This is a genomic window from Oceanobacillus chungangensis (assembly GCF_003369565.1).
In the GTDB taxonomy this organism is placed as follows: Bacteria; Bacillota; Bacilli; order Bacillales; family Amphibacillaceae; genus Oceanobacillus; species Oceanobacillus chungangensis.
Genome location: NZ_PIOD01000011.1, coordinates 12,333 through 30,092, shown reverse-complemented (window position 1 = coordinate 30,092; position 17,760 = coordinate 12,333). Strand labels below are relative to the sequence as shown.

At 33.3% G+C, this 17,760-nt stretch carries 20 protein-coding genes and 1 pseudogene; 15 read left to right on the top strand and 6 right to left on the bottom strand.

Annotation, left to right across the window (positions count from 1 at the left end; translation table 11 throughout):
- Positions 1-64 precede the first annotated feature (64 nt).
- The 6 genes from CWR45_RS10180 to CWR45_RS10160 all read left to right on the top strand — a co-directional run bounded on the left by CWR45_RS10180 (position 65) and on the right by CWR45_RS10160 (position 3,582).
- Positions 65-379: a YfzA family protein gene (locus CWR45_RS10180; protein WP_115749764.1), complete on the top strand. Its 315-nt coding sequence runs from the start codon at positions 65-67 to the stop codon at positions 377-379.
- A gap of 400 nt (positions 380-779) precedes the next feature.
- Positions 780-1,031, top strand: a complete 252-nt coding sequence (locus CWR45_RS10175) for a hypothetical protein (RefSeq protein ID WP_115749763.1) — start codon at positions 780-782, stop codon at positions 1,029-1,031.
- A gap of 81 nt (positions 1,032-1,112) precedes the next feature.
- Positions 1,113-1,571: a hypothetical protein gene (locus CWR45_RS10170; RefSeq protein WP_147294833.1), complete on the top strand. Its 459-nt coding sequence runs from the start codon at positions 1,113-1,115 to the stop codon at positions 1,569-1,571.
- 218 nt (positions 1,572-1,789) lie between these two features.
- The gene (locus CWR45_RS10165; RefSeq protein WP_115749761.1) at positions 1,790-2,614 is read left to right on the top strand and encodes an alpha/beta fold hydrolase; all 825 of its coding nucleotides are present in this window, start codon (positions 1,790-1,792) and stop codon (positions 2,612-2,614) included.
- Between the two features lie 129 nt (positions 2,615-2,743).
- Positions 2,744-2,911 carry a hypothetical protein gene (locus tag CWR45_RS19830; protein WP_170138841.1) on the top strand — a complete coding sequence of 56 codons (168 nt, stop codon included), beginning with the start codon at positions 2,744-2,746 and terminating at the stop codon, positions 2,909-2,911.
- Positions 2,912-3,054: 143 nt separating this feature from the next.
- Positions 3,055-3,582 (top strand): DUF2199 domain-containing protein, encoded by a 528-nt coding sequence (locus tag CWR45_RS10160; protein WP_115749760.1) that lies wholly within the window; start codon positions 3,055-3,057, stop codon positions 3,580-3,582.
- A 75-nt stretch (positions 3,583-3,657) separates the two neighbouring features.
- Here CWR45_RS10160 and CWR45_RS10155 read toward each other — a convergent pair.
- The 3 genes and pseudogenes from CWR45_RS10155 to CWR45_RS10145 all read right to left on the bottom strand — a co-directional run bounded on the left by CWR45_RS10155 (position 3,658) and on the right by CWR45_RS10145 (position 5,374).
- Positions 3,658-4,496, bottom strand: a pseudogene (locus CWR45_RS10155) (tyrosine-type recombinase/integrase).
- A 267-nt stretch (positions 4,497-4,763) separates the two neighbouring features.
- Complete coding sequence (locus CWR45_RS10150; RefSeq protein ID WP_115749759.1) at positions 4,764-4,997, bottom strand: hypothetical protein; 234 nt, start codon at positions 4,995-4,997, stop codon at positions 4,764-4,766.
- A 107-nt stretch (positions 4,998-5,104) separates the two neighbouring features.
- A complete protein-coding gene (locus tag CWR45_RS10145) occupies positions 5,105-5,374 on the bottom strand; it encodes a translation initiation factor 2 (RefSeq protein WP_115749758.1) in 270 nt (89 codons plus the stop codon).
- Between the two features lie 396 nt (positions 5,375-5,770).
- Between CWR45_RS10145 and CWR45_RS10140 the strand changes: the two genes are divergently transcribed.
- From CWR45_RS10140 to CWR45_RS10125, 3 genes are all read left to right on the top strand, one after another.
- Entirely contained in the window at positions 5,771-6,121 is a 351-nt protein-coding gene (locus tag CWR45_RS10140; protein ID WP_115749757.1) for a helix-turn-helix domain-containing protein, read from the top strand.
- Positions 6,122-6,715: 594 nt separating this feature from the next.
- Entirely contained in the window at positions 6,716-7,018 is a 303-nt protein-coding gene (locus CWR45_RS10130; protein ID WP_115749755.1) for a hypothetical protein, read from the top strand.
- A gap of 126 nt (positions 7,019-7,144) precedes the next feature.
- Complete coding sequence (locus CWR45_RS10125; RefSeq protein WP_115749754.1) at positions 7,145-7,360, top strand: hypothetical protein; 216 nt, start codon at positions 7,145-7,147, stop codon at positions 7,358-7,360.
- Between the two features lie 431 nt (positions 7,361-7,791).
- On the opposite strand, the gene CWR45_RS10120 is transcribed toward CWR45_RS10125, so the two are convergent.
- On the bottom strand, positions 7,792-8,328 hold the full coding sequence (locus CWR45_RS10120) for a PepSY domain-containing protein (protein ID WP_115749753.1): 537 nt from the start codon (positions 8,326-8,328) through the stop codon (positions 7,792-7,794).
- A 588-nt stretch (positions 8,329-8,916) separates the two neighbouring features.
- On the opposite strand from CWR45_RS10120, the gene CWR45_RS10115 reads away from it, so the two are divergent.
- The 5 genes from CWR45_RS10115 (at position 8,917) to CWR45_RS10095 (ending at position 13,298) form a co-directional block, all read left to right on the top strand.
- Positions 8,917-9,570 carry a PepSY domain-containing protein gene (locus CWR45_RS10115; RefSeq protein WP_115749752.1) on the top strand — a complete coding sequence of 218 codons (654 nt, stop codon included), beginning with the start codon at positions 8,917-8,919 and terminating at the stop codon, positions 9,568-9,570.
- Between the two features lie 133 nt (positions 9,571-9,703).
- On the top strand, positions 9,704-10,378 hold the full coding sequence (locus CWR45_RS10110; RefSeq protein ID WP_115749751.1) for a response regulator transcription factor: 675 nt from the start codon (positions 9,704-9,706) through the stop codon (positions 10,376-10,378).
- A 16-nt stretch (positions 10,379-10,394) separates the two neighbouring features.
- Entirely contained in the window at positions 10,395-11,789 is a 1,395-nt protein-coding gene (locus CWR45_RS10105; RefSeq protein WP_170138840.1) for a HAMP domain-containing sensor histidine kinase, read from the top strand.
- 120 nt (positions 11,790-11,909) lie between these two features.
- Positions 11,910-12,584 (top strand): phosphatase PAP2 family protein, encoded by a 675-nt coding sequence (locus CWR45_RS10100; protein WP_115749749.1) that lies wholly within the window; start codon positions 11,910-11,912, stop codon positions 12,582-12,584.
- 72 nt (positions 12,585-12,656) lie between these two features.
- Positions 12,657-13,298, top strand: coding sequence for a VTT domain-containing protein (locus CWR45_RS10095; protein ID WP_115749748.1), 642 nt, complete (start codon positions 12,657-12,659; stop codon positions 13,296-13,298).
- A gap of 375 nt (positions 13,299-13,673) precedes the next feature.
- Here CWR45_RS10095 and CWR45_RS19825 read toward each other — a convergent pair whose 3' ends face one another.
- Positions 13,674-13,877, bottom strand: a complete 204-nt coding sequence (locus tag CWR45_RS19825) for a hypothetical protein (RefSeq protein WP_115749747.1) — start codon at positions 13,875-13,877, stop codon at positions 13,674-13,676.
- A gap of 359 nt (positions 13,878-14,236) precedes the next feature.
- Here CWR45_RS19825 and CWR45_RS10080 point away from each other — a divergent pair, with 359 nt between their 5' ends.
- Positions 14,237-15,532 carry a VTT domain-containing protein gene (locus CWR45_RS10080; RefSeq protein ID WP_115749746.1) on the top strand — a complete coding sequence of 432 codons (1,296 nt, stop codon included), beginning with the start codon at positions 14,237-14,239 and terminating at the stop codon, positions 15,530-15,532.
- Between the two features lie 974 nt (positions 15,533-16,506).
- Here the strand turns inward: CWR45_RS10080 and CWR45_RS10070 are convergent.
- Complete coding sequence (locus CWR45_RS10070) at positions 16,507-17,355, bottom strand: tyrosine-type recombinase/integrase (RefSeq protein ID WP_115749744.1); 849 nt, start codon at positions 17,353-17,355, stop codon at positions 16,507-16,509.
- Positions 17,356-17,760 lie beyond the last annotated feature (405 nt).

Genomic DNA, 17,760 nt, shown 5'->3' with positions numbered 1-17,760 from the left:
CTGTTAATATTGTAAATGATATAATAAAAAAGATGTAGATATTTAATGAAGGGTGGGATATTGCTTGGCTGATAAACAAAAACGTGTTCCGTTTTTGAAAAAATATTGGGTAACTTCTATTGGTGTATTTTTATTATCACAGATAATCTTTATTACATTTGAAGCAACGGGATGGTTACCTAATTATAGAGAGATTGATGGAACATTACTTGGGAGAATTACTGAATCGTCAATTTTTATAGAATGGTTTACTTTTTATGAAACACCACAATTAAATTTACTTACTGTCTTTTTTGGCATCTTTTTTCTTGTGCCTGGAATAATAAGTGCATTAAAAAACGCATTTTCGCCAAGTCATCATACTAATAGCTATAAATAACCGCCGTTGAAAAATAAATGTTGTTCACTAAAAATAAATAAAGTTTGTGAAAAGATGTTCTTAGACTATATGGTGCTTTAGCATAACAAGGAGATCGTCAATACGGCGGTCTTTTTTTACTAAAGGGGCAGAATAGTTTAACAAGGGGTATGGATTTTTATGGTAAATTTCGAGGTTGGGGAGGAATTTTTATGTTTGACCTTAGTTCGGCAATTGCACAAATTATATTTATAGGTTTGATAATTATTATTGGATGGGCTATCTTTGCATTCGTAAAACGTAATTATAAGAAAAAGTAGGAGTTCTTATACTATTGGGGCAGGTTAGTGTGCAAATAAAATCCTTGGGAACCTTTCGTTTTCTAATTCGTATATGCTGTAAAGGTAGGAGGGGATAAATTATGAAAAAAATGTTTGATGTTACATTTGAAGGACACCATATTCAAATGGTTAATACCTGGTTTAATGGTGAAGAGTTATACATTGATGGTAAATTACAGGATGAAAATTTAGGTATCGCATTGAGAGCAACTTTGAGAGGAATTCTTAAAGACAATGATTTAATTACAAAAAATATTAAAGTAAGCCTCGGTGGTATTTTTACAATAAAATGCAAGATTTTTGTAGATAATGTTTTGGTTTTTAGTAAATAGATAGCCTTTTATGCTAATTAAACTAAATGGTCTGTAGGAATTACGACCTTACTTTTACTGATTTTAGGTCTATATTTACTTGTGAAATCTTTGAAGAAATATCATTGGCGATTTGTAATTATTGCCATTTTAATCGTAATTTTTGCTCCCACGTTTGCAGTTAATTCGTTTCAAAAAACCTTTGCAACAGGTATTTATGCCGTTTCCTATTCGGAAGAAGAAAGTAATTGTAGTTTTGCAATGATAAATGAGAAAACATTGCAGGCAGAGTGTGAACTTCCTTTTAAAAACTGCAGTAACAATGATGTCCAGTTCTCCGTTGAATTTTATGAGGAATTAGTATATAAAGATGACCTACCAATGGTATCACTTATGAATAACGATGCTCCTTATGAAATTATGCTAAAGGGTAAAGAAAACAAACACGTAAAAATTAGGACAAATATTGATGTGTCGAATATGGAAAACCACATTGAAGGTGGTGAAGCAACGGGTGTGAATATTATCATTAAATCAAAAGGTAAAAGTAGAAATCTATGAAACAACTTTCATAATAGCAATACTTAATTCTTCAATGTACTAACGAGGCTTTAATAATAGAAAAAATAATTGATTTAGTTATTCCATTAACTGGTGCTTTAGTTGAATGGCAGCTATTGTGCTAAAGGGGAAGGTTAATAGAACAAGAAATTCCACACAGGGAATATTGTATTATACAGTTTCAATTAAGAATTTTTTTTAGGAAAGAGGGCTGAGATTTGGCATATTGCAAAGTTCGTCAAGCAGAAATACATTATAAAGATTTTGGGGAGGGTAAACCAATTCTAATGATACACGGTTATTCTCCCGACCATAGATTAATGACTGGATGTATGGAACCTATATTTACAAAGAGGGATGGATGGAGACGTATTTATATTGATCTACCTGGTATGGGATTAACAAAAAAATATAATGACATAAATAGTTGTGATGAAATGCTGGAGGCTGTTTTAGAATTTATCCAAGCAATAATTCCTAATCAAGAATACATAATCGTTGGAGAATCATACGGTGGCTACCTAGCTAGGGGCGTTATTCAAAAGCAGAAAGACAAGGTACTTGGTGCAGCATTTATTTGTCCTGTTATTATTCCTTTTCCAGAAAAAAGAACAGTTGAGAAACATAAAATATTGAAAACAGATGAAAGATTCATTGAAAAATTATCAAAGGAAGAATTAAAAGATTTTAGAAGCAATAACGTTGTGCTTGATGAATACATTTGGCTAAGATACAACCAAGAAATTATAAGTGGTTGTAAAATTGGAGATGAAAAGTTTTTAAATATGGTTAAGAATAAATATGGTTTTACTTTTGAGATTGATCAATCTGATTTTCATAAACCTAGTTTATTCCTCTTAGGGAGACAAGACTCTTCTGTTGGATACAAAGATGCGCTTGATATAATAAACAAGTATACACGAGGAACTTTTGCTGTATTGGATAAAGCAGGTCATAATTTGCAAATTGAACAGCCAGAACTTTTTAATAACTTAGTAAATGAATGGTTGGATCGAATTGAAGATTCTCTTAATCATAATTGATAATATATGGTAAGTTTGTGAAATAATGTACTTAAGCTAACTGGTGCTTTACTTGAAGATCGTTGAACTGTATAGAGGCTCTTTTTTCAACGGGGCAGGATTGTTGAATAAGCCAGGAGGAGGTAATATATGAAAATTGCTCTCTTAGGGATAGCAATAATACTTTTTGGTATTGCAATTATATTAGTATACAGTTCAACGGGACTTGGATATTCAAGTGGAACAAAAATAGGATTTGGAATCTCTATTTTAGGTTTAATAGTTTCAATGGTGGGTTGCTTTATTAATGATAAATAAATCTTATTCAACTAAATGGTGCGTTAGCGCAACAAGGAGATCGTCACGGCGGTCTTTTTTTACTAAAGTGGCAGGTTAGTGCAAGAAGGAATGGATTAATAAATATCGAATAGAATACTATCTGGATTTATGGGGGATAAAAAATGAGTAAACATATTGAAGGTTTTTTTTGCAAATGTTGCGGAAAATATCACGATGAACTTCCAATGAGTTATGGAAGTCCTGTTCCTGATTATTTTTATGATATACCAACAGAAGAGCAAGAAAGCAGAGTCGAGATGAATGAAGATTTGTGCATTATTGACGATGAGCATTTTTTTATTCGTGGATGTATTGAAATCCCCATAGTAGATGGGAATGAGCCATTTATATGGGATGTCTGGATTTCATTGAGCGAAGCGAATTTTAATAAAACCAATGATTATTGGGAAGTAGAAGGCAGAGAAAAGGAACTTGAACCGATGTTTGGTTGGTTATCAACATCCATTCCTTGTTATCCTGAAACATTAAATTTAAAAACAATGGTCCATACTCGTTCAGTAGGGGTAAGCCCATTTATTGAACTAGAACCAACAAGCCATCCTTTAGCAGTTGAACAAAGAGAAGGTATTACAATTGAACGTGTAAAGCTGATTTCCGAAGAGTTATGTGAAGGAGGGGAGCAACAATAGCTTTTTCTTGTTGAACTAACTGGTGCAATAGTTGAAAAGAGCAACGTGTTATAATATGCGTTGCTCTTTAATATTCTAGAAGTATTTTCTATAAAACTCTTGTCGCAGTCTACCGCTTAGTTCTGCATAAATCCTTGTGGTTTCACTTTTCTCGTGACCTAATAGGCTTTGAATAACTTCTAGTGGGGCACCATTATTTAACAGGTGCGTTGCGTAACTGTGCCCTAATTGGTGATGGTGAATCGTTTTATTTATTCCTGCTCGTTTGGAAATACGTTTAATGATATACCTCATCTGAGCAATGCTCATTCTATGTGGAGAGCGTTCTGTGACAAATATAGCTGGATCATTATCGTATCTAGTATCTAGATGTTTCTTTAGCCAAATATCGCATCGGATATTAAAGTAAACTTCTCGCTCCTTATCTCCTTTACCACGAACAATGGCAGATTGACTTCCCCAATTAATACTATTCGATCCAAAGTAACAATTTCTCCTATTCGACAACCAGTAGAAAACATAAATTCAAATAAGGCTTTTTCCATTGGAGAAAAGCAAGCATCTCTTAAATATTCGATTTCTCTTTCAGTAAGGAATTTTTGAATACGCTTTCCAACTCTCGGTTCCTTTATTTTACTAGCAGGATTTAACTCACTGAAACCTTCCTCGTGTAACCACCGAAATAAGGAACGTAAAAATCTAATACGATGTGACAAACTTGAAGGCTTTAAACTATTACTTGATTCAGCTAAATAATTCTTCAGTTGTAGGGTTGTTATCTTATCTATATTGATATTTTCAAAATAATCAATAAGTAGCTTTGCCTGAAGCCTATAAGCATTTAATGTTTGTGCTGAAAAGCCCTCAATTCTCTTATCTGCCTCGTAACTCTTTGCAGCATCCGATAATAACATAATTGTTCACTCCAAAAATATTATTATCAACATCATTTCCACTCAGTTTAATAAAATAAGTTTTAAAAATATTCAGGTGATTTGAGCGGGATTTAATGTTAAAATTGTTATTGAACTAAAGGGGCAGGTTAGTTGAAGATGAGAACGGGAGTATTTATGTCGCATTTGACACAAACTGTGACATAAAAAGAGACCTGGGAAGTAACCATCTCATTACGATGCTCTATCAAAAAATTTAGTAATTCTGGTGATGGTAATAATAATTCTCTAATTATTTTTTCTTAATTTTTCAAGTTCAGTCTTTAAATAGTTAATCTGTTTCTGCATCTCGTATATTTCATTTCTTTTTTGAGACTCTTCAAGAGAATGTAATAATATATCCGCGGAAATAGAATCACTCACTTTAATCAAATTCTTACCAATTTCAATAAGCTCATCTAATTGAGCATCGGTTTCGTGATTTGAATCATTATGTTCAAAATTTTTATTATTTAATTTCATAATTATAGCCCCCTATGGCAAAGAATTTTCATATTATTTTATGCATTAATTATTTTTAAGTGCGTGTTGAATTACCTTGAGGAAAGACCTAAACCAAAATAAATTCTTTACTTATTACTCTGCTCCATTCTTTCTATTTTTCTAGTTAATTGTTCAATTTGCTTTTGCATCAATTCTAATTGACTTGATTGATCTAATTGCTTTTGGGAATTTTGATTATTTGGGTTTTCTAATTCTTGTAGCGTAATCCCTGCTGCAATTGTTTGTAAACCATCGCCTATTGTGGAAAGTGCAGTTCCAATTAATGTGAGTTTAGCAGCATAAATTTCTGGTGACCCAGTATTTTGACCCGTCTGATTATTATTTACGTTTTTCATTATTACACATCCTTGATTTTATTATGCGTTCTTATTATATATATGAAATACTTAACAATTTGGATATTCAAGGGTTAGTTACTTTAAATCCAAACAATAATGAACAGGTGCTTATTCAACTACCATGAAAGTTTACATCCAAAAATCCTAAAAAAGACAAAAACAAACTAGACCCAGCGTTTTCTGTTTTTTAAACGCTGAGACACGATTGTTGTGAATGCACCCAAAAGTCATTATGGACATAGAAACAAACTTTCATTCTCTGTGGTGTATCGCTGTTTTTGCGATACATGGATGACTAACTGGTGCATTAGTTGAAGATGAAATCGAACAGCAGCTATTGTTCTAAAGGGGCAGGATTGTTTAAAAAGAAACTTTTTGTTGGGGGGTTATAATTTGAAACAATTAACTTATATAATTGGAATACTTATATTGGGATTATCAATAGTAATATCTGCCTTTATTCTAAGTAAAACATCGCCGAATTCAGCTAGTAAAGACAAAAATTCACAAATTACTAATTCAACACCTGATTTGATGAAAATAACTCAACTTGCTGAATATCTTCAAATAAGTGAACAAGCAATAGAAAACATTATTTTGAAAGATGATTCGGAAAGAGTAGAATTAGGTGGTTATGACACTTATCAATTTATCCCATATCTAAAAATCGATAATCAGAAAAGATTTATTAAAGCAGAAATTGATGAGTGGTTAAAGTATAAGAATGATCACAACTACAACTAGTTCACTAACTGGTGCTTTCCTTAAATAAGGAGAAGTACCTTTTTTGTTGAATTTATTAAAGGCAGGACAGTTAAATAACTATTGCTTTTTTACAATTCTAATATTATTATATCTACATACATAGAATTTCTATATACATAGAATGACTTAGTGTGGAGAGAAGTAAACTCTTTAATCATTTGGGGAAGGATATGCAAGGATTAGCTTGGGTTTTAATGTTTTTTAATTTACTTGTTACGGCACTTTGGGTAGCAAATTCACCGTACTTATTTTCATTGTGGGGTATAATTATATGGCTAATTTCAATTGTTTTAGGGTTTGTCACCTATAAACAAATAAAGGAGCCAAAAATAATAAGGAAACTTATTTTGTATTCAAGTTCTTTTAGGGTGTTTTTGGTTATAGTAACAGGTTTGATTCATTTTTAGTAACATCTATGCCATAACTAAAATTCAACTATGAAGTCAAATGGCAGTTATTGTGCTAAAGGGGGAAGAATAGTTGAAAAACAGAATTTCATTTATCGACTAAGAAAAGAATGAAAATTATTTGTTAAACTCTTCGTGGGTGAGCGAATTAGGATGGTGATATCATTTGAATATTCCAGTATATGGATTAATTTTACAGGTGTTATTTATTTTATCTATTACTGTTTTTAACTTTATTAGAATATATGTAATGGAACAGTTTAATGTATATCCAGTAGCATTTTTCGAGTTGTTCCTTGGATTAGCCAGTTTTGTTTGTGGGATATATGGTATTTTAAAAAGAGTTAATCCTTTAATTTCAATATTCGTTTCTCTTTTTGGGGTCCTAATTTGTGTGTTCTTCGTCTTTGTTTACCTGTTACCAGAAGCAGGAATACCTCCAGCTATTCCTTGGTTCTATTCTGAATAAATTTAGGTCTTTCTTCAACTAATTGGTGCGTTAATTCAAGAAGGATTAACGCTATTTTACGTAGAAGTTATTGTACTGGGGCAGTTTAGTGCAATTAGGAATTAGTGGGGAAGGGGGATGGATTATATGGTTTTTGAAACATTAACAGGAACACTTTCGGTTGTAATTACCCTTGCTTTTGGGTCTTTGCTAATTGTTCTATACCCTATAATAAATAAAGAAAATAAATATTTTGCTTGGTTTAGTCTGGTGATGGGAGTTATAGTTTTATTGCTTTTATTATGGTTCACATTTGGTAACGAAGTTATGAGACATCAGATACTAAAATATGGACTCCAATAATTATCTTTAACAAACTGGTGCGTTAGTAATAAAAACTAAATTAAAAAAGTCGATTCCGTGAAGAGACAGAAAATCGGCTTTTCTAATGGGGGGAAACTTCCTAAGAGTTGTAACTTCGTATTTCCTAATGCTTACCCCATGAAGGAAGTTTTGGAAACTTCAAATATTTTTAAAATAAAAAAATATGTCAAGGTGGAAAATTATGAAAAAGGCTAGAATTTTTTTCAATAAACATATTCTATTTAGGGGATTTATTTGTTCTTATTTTAGGTATTTATGTGTTTCCGGCAGTCTACATGCCTAATTGGATAGGATTTATTATAGGACTTATTTTAGCTATAATTGTAGGTGAATTTTTAAGTTTACAGTGGAGACCGTTAAGATCACTAAATAACAAAAAACAAAATCCTCACTTATCCTATCTCATCTTACTAATAGGTAATTTTTTCAACCTTTAATACTTCCCCATTAATTGCATCTACAATAACATTTACTTCATGACTATAATCTGTGCTTATCAAGATATCGTAGACTAAACTGTTGTTAGAGTTATCTAAATCAAATTCAATTATGGTCCCGCTTGCCCTATTTAACGCTATTTGTCTTGCATCCTTTATAGAAATTTTTGGAGAAACGTTTTGCAGCTTACTTTCGTCGTCACTTTGAACACTTTGTTCAATTCCTAATACCTTACCTGTTAACGAATCAACATCCACTGCATAATTCTTATTTCCTTTTAAAATATGGACTTCGTATTTATTAGTTACTTCATCTACATGGGAACTAATTACTATACCACCCTTTACTTCATCTGAAGCAATTTCTACCGCTCTGACTTCATCAATTATTTGTGTTGTTTCATTTGTCTGTGGTGTGTTTGGTTTGTTATTTGTCATCGAACAAGCACTAGTTCCCAGCAACTCAATAACAATCAAAGTACCTATTAATATTTTTGATTTAAATTTCATGTTGGCATTCTCCTTCGTTTGTTTATATTTATTATTGTCAAAATTTACGTCAAAATTCACTGTGGAAATATTCCTGAATATTGATGGTGTGATTCCGTTAAAAGGGTGAAAGCTATTTTGAAAGTTAGATCATTGAAAATGACCGGGGAATCAGACCAAGAGAATTGACATCAAAATCTCGATCCGGTAGCTGTGGTTGTCTGGTCAGAATCGAAACTTAGGGTGTGGATTTGAAATAAAGTTGAACTGTTTATAAAAAATATCAGCACAAATTTTCTAGTCTCTATAAAAAAGTAATTTCGGTTTTTCTTGTGGATTAAGAACCTATTTTTAGATTAAAATTCGCTTAATGTACAAATTTTCGAAATGTCGGCCGCACCTTGACTGTGTATAATATAAAATAGATTAAAACAGCTTAAAATCACGGCTGCTGGCGCATAAGGGATAGAAATGATGAAATTCACTCATTAGATTATTAAAAAATTCTAATGAAACTCCAACTATTATTTTATGTACCCTTCATCTTGTTTTCATCTTAGTAGGATAAGATATTTCATGTAGTCAAAAATAAGAAGGAGGAACAAAGAAATGAACAAGAAAGTAAAGAAGATTATTATTCCAGCAGTAGCAACAGCAGTCATTATAGGGGGAGGATTTAGCTATGCTTCAGCGGCGACAAATACAACTTCTAATACACTAACGGCCGAGAATAGCGCTCAATCAAATGAGGAAAACCAATCCCAAGCTGAATTAGCAAAACAAGCTACAGTTACAAAAGAGGTAGCAACTAAAACAGCGCTTGACCAGGTTCCAGGAACAATTGGAGACATTGAACTAGAAGATGAAGAAGGCACACTCATTTACAGCATTGAAGTAACAGCAGAAGATGGAACGAAACAAGAAGTAGAAGTAGATGCAACAACAGGTGAAGTTGTAAAGGTAGAAGCCGAAGATGACGAAGAAGAGGGGGATGATGAACAGTCCCAAGCAGAATTAGCGAAACAAGCTACAGTTACAAAAGAAGCAGCAACTAAAACAGCGCTTGACCAGGTTCCCGGAACAGTTGGAGACGTTGAATTAGAAGATGAAAATGGCACCGTCGTTTATAGCATTGAAGTTACAGCAGAAGATGGAACGAAACAAGAAGTAAAAGTTGATGCAACATCTGGTGAAGTTGTAAAAGTTGAACATAATGACGACGAAGAGAATGACGATGGAAACGAAGTGGACGACCAAGAGTAAAAGTAGGGGAAATTGATCGAAAGGTGTCCGACATAGTACCTTAATTCGGACACCTTTTTTTATATAATGTAAAGTAGAGTAATGAAAACCAGTATTATGGATCAACTACTATAGTGACATAGGAGAACGTATAATGAAAAAAATCCTAATTATTGAAGATGAAGCTAATTTGTCTAATTTTATTCGGTTAGAGCTTGAATATGAAAAGTATGAAGTTCTTGTTTCCTTTAATGGCAGGGATGGTGTTAAGAAGGCACTGGAAGAAGATATTGATCTTATTTTATTGGACTTAATGCTTCCGGGGCTAAACGGAATTGAAGTATGCCGGAGAATACGCGCCGTAAAGTATACGCCAATTATTATGATTACTGCACGTGATAATGTATTAGATCGTATATCTGGTCTCGATAGCGGTGCAGATGATTATATATCGAAACCTTTTGAAATTGAGGAGTTATTAGCAAGAATGCGAGCAATCTTTAGAAGGGTAGAAAATGGAAATCATAGTAGTCACAAGTTAATCTATCAAGATCTTGAAATGGATTTAGAGGCAAGGATTGTGAAACGGGATAACGAAATCATTGAGTTAACAAAAAAGGAATTTAATCTGCTTCGTCTTTTAATGGAAAATGTAAATAGAGTGCTTACAAGAGAAATCCTTTTAGAAGAGATTTGGGGTTATGATACATCAGTCGAGACGAATGTGGTTGATGTTTATGTCAGTTATTTGCGGGCAAAAGTAGATAAGAAGCACCAAGATTCCCATATCCAAACGGTAAGAGGAGCTGGATATGTATTACGGCAATAAAAGGTGGACAAGGCGAATGTTAAATAAATTATCAATAAAGGGAAAGATGACCCTCTTGTCTGCTATTGTTATTTTTGTAATCTTTATGATTGTTAATCTCATCCAATTATTCCTCATTCAAACCCTTACCTCAAAACAAGAAGAAGATTCGTTAAGGAAACGTTCAGAGGAAATTCAAGTTTTCTTAGCGGAACAGGCAAAATACTTGGAAACGGAAGGGGGAAATATCGTTTTATCTGATCAATTCCTTGAAAGAATTGTTGAGAATGAGGAAATGGTTCGCATCCTTGATCAAAATGGACAGGAAATCTTAAATATTTCTAATAACTTTCCAGAGCTCAATAATGAAATTAACGCTTTAGAGCGTGGATTTTCCCGTATTAATATTAAAGAGGATACCGTTCTTCTATACAGGAGCCCATTAGATATGAAATCCTTTCATGGTACGATCATCATTGGACAGAATGAAGAAGTTTTCGAAGGTTTCTTAGAAAAGGTCTTATGGACATTAATTTTAGGTACCATTCTTTCTTTAGCTTTAAGTATTGTTAGTGGTCGTCTCCTTGCTGGAAAATTATTATCCCCACTTCGAGTGCTTACAAATACAATGAAAAAAATTGAAAATGAAAACTTTGCGGAAAGAGTACCCGTAATGGAAACGAATGATGAATTTTCGCAGCTTAGTTTAATTTTTAATAGGATGATGGATAAGGTGGAAGCATCGATGCTGCAACAGCAAAAGTTTGTTGGAGACGCATCACATGAACTTCGCACACCACTTGCAATCATTCATGGCCATCTTTCCCTTTTGAAAAGATGGGGGAAAAATGATAAGGAAGTATTGGATAAGTCATTGAATATCAGTATTAATGAAACGAAGCGGATGATCGAGTTGACGAAAGAACTACTCTGGCTCTCACAATTGGAAAACCATCGAGAAAAACAAGACACGATAGGATCATATCAAATTACCGACACTGTAAATGAAATCGTTAGTAATTATTTGCTCATCTATCCGAATTTAACCATTCATAATGAAATAGATGCAAAACATACAATACAATTGGCTATTCCAGAAGAGCAATTCAAACAACTTTTAATTATTATTATGGATAATGCAATTAAATATAGCGGTGAAAATAAGGAAATAACAATTACGTCGAACATAATGAATGATAATTATAGAATTGATATTCAAGATAACGGAGTCGGCATCAGCAAAGAAGATATACCCCATATCTTTGACCGATTTTACAGGGTAGACAAAGCCCGCAGTAGGGAAAGTGGAGGAAGTGGCTTAGGGTTGTCTATTGCGAAAGAAATGATCGAAGAATATGAGGGAACGATCCTAGCAGATAGTATTGTCGGGGAAGGTACTAAGATCAGCTTAATCATTCCATATATCTCTTAGAAAACTTGGTTGTCACCAAGCCTTCCGGTGACAACCATAGTTGCACTTATGCAGCGGAGGAAAGTTTATACTTTCCTACCTGCTAAATAAAATGTAATTTCATCTAAGGAGTTTTTCAGCATGATAAATAAAAAGCACTCGGCAGGTGCCTTGATTACCGGTTTAGTTACGCTTTTCGGATTTAGTATGATGGTGATTTTGATAATTAACCAACGTATTACTAGTTTTGATAGCACAGTGATTTATTTTATTCAAGGGTTCGAAACACCAACACTAACGTCCATCATGAAGTTTTTCACATTCATTGGTTCTTTTTCCGCCTTGCTCGTCATTGTTCTGGTGACTACCCTGTTTCTATATTTTTTATTGAAGCATCGAGTAGAAATTATTTTACTTTGGACGGTCATTATTAGTACGTCAATCCTAAATTGGATTTTAAAACATAGCTTTCATCGAGCACGTCCAGAGCTTCACCGTTTAATTGATGCTGGCGGTTATAGTTTTCCAAGTGGTCATGCAATGATTGCATTTGCATTTTATGGCATACTAGCTTTTCTCTTATGGCGTCATATTCCAAATCGCACTGGACGTAACATATTAGTACTATTTAGCAGCCTATTTATTATTTTGATTGGAATTAGTAGGGTTTATCTTGGTGTACATTACCCGAGTGATATTATTGGCGGATACTTTGCTAGTGGATTTTGGCTAACAATTGTAATTTGGCTTTTTCAGAAATATAAAGAAAAGCAGTATGAAAAAATCAAACGGCTAAAAGAGAAGGATTGTAAGTAATTTTATTCCCGTATTAATTAGCGTAGTTTGATACGGGATGAGGGTTGAAAAAAATGAAAAGGGAGTATAAGCATGTCATTCATTCAGGATTTAATCAGTTTTATTTTACATATTGATCAACATCTCATTGGTATAATAGATACATTTGGGGTATGGTCATATGCTATTTTATTTTTAATTGTCTTTATTGAGACTGGTATTGTTATTTTTCCATTTCTACCTGGGGATTCTTTACTGTTTGCTAGTGGTGCCTTCGCAGCAATGGGAGCCTTTAATCTTGTATTCCTTATTGTTCTATTTTTTGCTGCAGCGGCGATCGGCGATACGGTTAATTACTACATTGGGAAAAAGATAGGGACATCAATCCCTGAGAATAGCTGGTTAGGGAAAATAATTAATAAAGAAAAGATGAAAAAGGCGGAAGATTTCTTTAACAAGCAAGGTGGAAAAACGATTATCATCGCCCGTTTCATGCCGTTTATTCGCACATTTATACCATTCGTTGCTGGTGCGAGTAAAATGAATTATCGTTATTTTATTATTAATAATATAATCGGAGCGGCACTATGGGTAATAATATGTACGATTCTGGGCTATTCATTTGGAAATATTCCGGTCATCAAGGAAAACTTCTCAACTGTTATTTTATTCATTATCTTTTTATCTATTTTACCAGCAATAATCACCTACTTTCGGAATCGTACAAAAAAATAAGTGCGGCTCGAATACTCCTTATTAGCGGGAAACAGACATCTTTTATCAAGAGATGACTGTTTTAGTTAAAATTCATGTACAAAACGTTGGACTATACGAGCTACTCAAATGACCGATGAAATAAGTATTATTAGCATTAGGATGGGTGTCTAAAGTGACACTAGATAATCATTGTTCAATTAGAGTACTGGCAAGCCTTTTGACAGCTTTGCTAATCTTCTTTCTTTGCCATATGTAACAAGGAAATGATCAAATAGGTCCAACAATTCTACATATAATAAATTAATAGTGTAGCTTGGAATGAATTTTGGTAAAAACCCTATTCAATGCAGAATCTTATATTTGAAAAGCGTGTATTTCATTGAATGGACTTACCTAAAAAAGTTGTTCTGAATTTATAGGGTAAATATAGTTTGTAACGATATGTCTCATTGTTACTAGTTTTGGGAATCCGCCGGGACCATCATGAAATAATGATATGCAGGATATTTGTGTATCTGTTGCATCCATTTGTACACGCTGGATAAATTGTAAATATGGGTGTTTATGGACACGAACATGAAATGCATCCTCAAACAACCAATTCCCTTCCACTCTGCCAATTTACCTATCCTAGGATATTTAGATGACGTAATTCTCCTTCCTATAGGGATATTGTTTGCTTTGAAAATGATACCGAAGAATGTATTATCTGACTGTGAAGTTATGGCAGAGGAACTGATGAGAAATGGTAAGCCCCAAAATTGGATAGTTGGTTCACTAATAGTATTGATTTGGGGTGTAATTACAGTTTGGGCTGTTATGAAAATTTATCATTATTCAACTAAAAGGTGCAGGTAAGCGGATAATAACACAATATAACGGAGAAATTAACTAAATATTAAATAGAAATAGGAACAAAGGTAAAGCTGTTAAAATATACTAAAGGGTGATAAACGATGGGTAATATTACAGCATACATTGATCAATATGGATATGTTGTGTTATTTGTTGCCCTTTTATTAGAATTGATTGCACTTCCATTACCAGGTGAAATTCTTATGAGTTACACAGGATTTCTTGTTTTTCAAGGACGTTTAAATTGGATACTCAGTATTTTAATAGCTGGTTTTGGATCTTGTATAGGAATGACCATTTCTTACTGGATAGGTTATAAGGTAGGACAACCGTTCTTCGAAAAATATGGTTCTCGTTTTCATATGGGTCCAGAACGAATTGAAAAATTTTCCCACTGGTTTAGCAAGTATGGGAATAAGCTGTTGCTGATTGCTTATTTTATCCCTGGAATTAGACATATTACGGGGTACTTTTCAGGAACTACCCGACTGCCTTTTCGAATGTACGCTGTTTTTGCCTATACTGGAGCATTCCTGTGGGTGACGGTATTTATAACACTCGGTAAAGTACTAGGTCCACAATGGGAGGCATTTCACAGTTCGATTAAAAAATACCTCATTATTGGGGGAATAGCAGTTGCCGTCGTTTTTATCGTGCTCTTCATCTACAAAAAATTTAAAGAGGAGATAAAAGAGACAGTCATTAGGATAATAAATCTAACTTTAACTATTTTTCATACGAGAAGACGAGTTGGATTTCTATTAACTGTGACTTCTATCCTGACGCTGGGCCTTATGATTCTCATGTTTGGCATGATAGAGGATTTTCTTGGAAACGAGTTTACCAATTTTAATCAAACTGTGGATTTATTGAATTCCCTGATTTTTAATAAGGACTGGATAGAGGCAATGCAAATATTTTTATTCCTAGGTTCGAGGCAAGTCCAACTTATACTTATCAGCTTTACAATCATTTGGATTATATGGAAAGGTGAGAATAGATTAATTGAGTTAGGTTCTCTGTTAATCGTTATTTTAGTTGGGGAACTCTTTGAAGAAAGTTTGAGGAGAATTTTTCAAATCCTTTCTCCTGTTCACTATTCTTCCAAGGATCATCTTTTTCGTAATTTTCCAAGCGAGCAATCTTTAATGAATTTTGTTATTTACGGCTTTGCAGTATTTATATGTGTACGCTTTATAAAAAACGCTTGGGTTCACACCCTTGTTCCAGTATCCGGATTAGGTGTGTTAATTCTTATTGCCATCAGTCGATTGTTCTTTAAAGTCGAACTCCCTAGTGATATTGCTGCTGGCTACGTCTTTGGAGGAGTCTGGCTGAGCTTAAATATTCTCTTACTAGAAATATTTCGATTACTAAGGAGAATAGATATAGATTAATTATACTATTAAGATAAATGGATATTTTGAATAAATGTACTTAAATTAACTGTTGCTTTAGTTGAAAATGAGATTGAACGGCAGCTATTGTGCTAAAGGGGCAGAATAATGGAATTAGATACCATTAAAACCTAAGAAGCATTTCCTTTAATATAGGGAATGTTTTTTTATATAAAAACGATAATAAATTAATATAATGTGATATTTTTTTATTGAATATCGATAAATATCGCGGTAAACTTAATTTTAAGATAATTAAGTTAGGTGCTTTCCAGAATAAAGGATAATAACATTTACAATATTGCAGGTTAATTCGACAATTTTGTATTATAAAGGGGGGAGAGATATGAAATGATTAGCTTGGGTTTTGGTGCTTTTTTATTTACTTGTTACAGTATTTTGGATAGCAAACTCACCATATTTATTCTCATTGTGGGGTATGAGTGTTTGGTTAATTTTGATATTATTAGGCTTTTTCGTTTATGTTACTGCCCAATATATCAACCCCGTTACTATAAGCAAAAGCACCATAAAGGAACTAGATAAAAATATAAGTTTCCTTATAACTTTTGGCTCACTTATTTGTTTCATAACTGAAATTTAACTAATTGGTGTTTACTTCAACAAGGAGACTCTCCTCAATGTGACAATCTTCTTTTACTAAAGGGACAGAATCTCATTTATCGACTAAGAAAGAATGACAATTATTTGTTACACTTTTCATAAGGGTGTGCGAGTTAGGATGGTGATATCAATTGAGTATTCCGGTTTATTGATTAATTTTACAGGTGTTATTTATGTTATGTATTACTATTTTTAACTTTATTAGAATTTATGTAATAGAACATTTAAATGTATATCCAGTAGCATTTTTCGAGTTATTCCTTGGATTAGCCAGTTTTGTTTGTGGGATATATGGTATTTTGAAAAGAGTTAATCTATTAAATTCTATACTCGTTTCTCTTTTAGGGGTCCTAATTTGTGTGTTTTTCGTCTTTGTTTATCTCTTGCCGTAGTCTACCACTTAGTTCTGCATAAATTCTTGTAGTTTCACTTTTTTCGTGACCCAGTAGACTTTGAATAACTTCTAGAGGGGCACCATTATTTAACAGGTGTGTTGCGTAACTATGCCTTAGCTGGTGAGGGTGAATGGTTTTATTTATTCCTGCTCGTTTGGAAATACGTTTAATTATATATCTCATCTGGGCAATACTCAGTCTATGTGGAGAGCGTTCAGTAACAAATACTGCTGAATCATTATCGTATCTGCTATCTATATATTTCTTTAGCCAAATATCGCAACGGATATTAAAGTACACTTCTCGTTCCTTATCTCCTTTACCACGAACAATGGCAGATTGATTTCCCCAATTAATACTATTTCGATCCAAAGAAACAATTTCTCCTATTCGACAACCAGTAGAAAACATAAATTCAAACAATGCTTTTTCCATTGGAGAAAAGCAAGCGTCCCTTAAATATTCGATTTCTCTTTCAGTAAGGAATTTCGGAATCCGTTTTCCAACTCTTGGTTCCTTTATTTTACTAGCAGGATTTAACTCTATGATATCTTCCTCGTGTAACCATCGAAATAAAGAACGTAAAAATCTAATGCGATGTGACAAACTTGAAGGCTTTAAGCTATTACTTGATTCAGCTAAATAATTCTTCAGTTGTAGAGTTGTTATCTTATTAATATTGATATTTCCAAAGTAATCAATAAGTAGCTTTGCTTGAATCCTATAAGCATTTAATGTTTGTGCTGAAAAACCCTCAATTTTTTTATCTGCCTCATAACTCTTTGCAGCATCCGATAATAACATAATCACTCACTCCCAAAAATATTGTTATCAACATCATTTCCACACAGTTGAATAAAATAAGTCTTTAAAATATTCGGGTGAATTGAGTGGGAGTTAATGTTAAAATTAAGATGTGTTATTGAACTCCCATGAAAATAAAAAAAGCTCAAAATCCAGAAAAAAGCATAACAAAATTGACCCAGTAAAAACGCTTTAAAAAAAAGGATGAGCCTTCTGAGTGTTCATTATTGAGTAGTTGACAGGTAATCGAGAACCTTCCTTCTATAAAAAGTATAGTATTGGCTGACGCAACGACCAAAATAAGGATTAATCTCCCATGAGTGCTACCCATATAAGGCGCGACAGTCGGTGGTACACCGTGATCGTTGGAGTCAGACTAAAGGATGGGCTCTCTGGCACCATAGT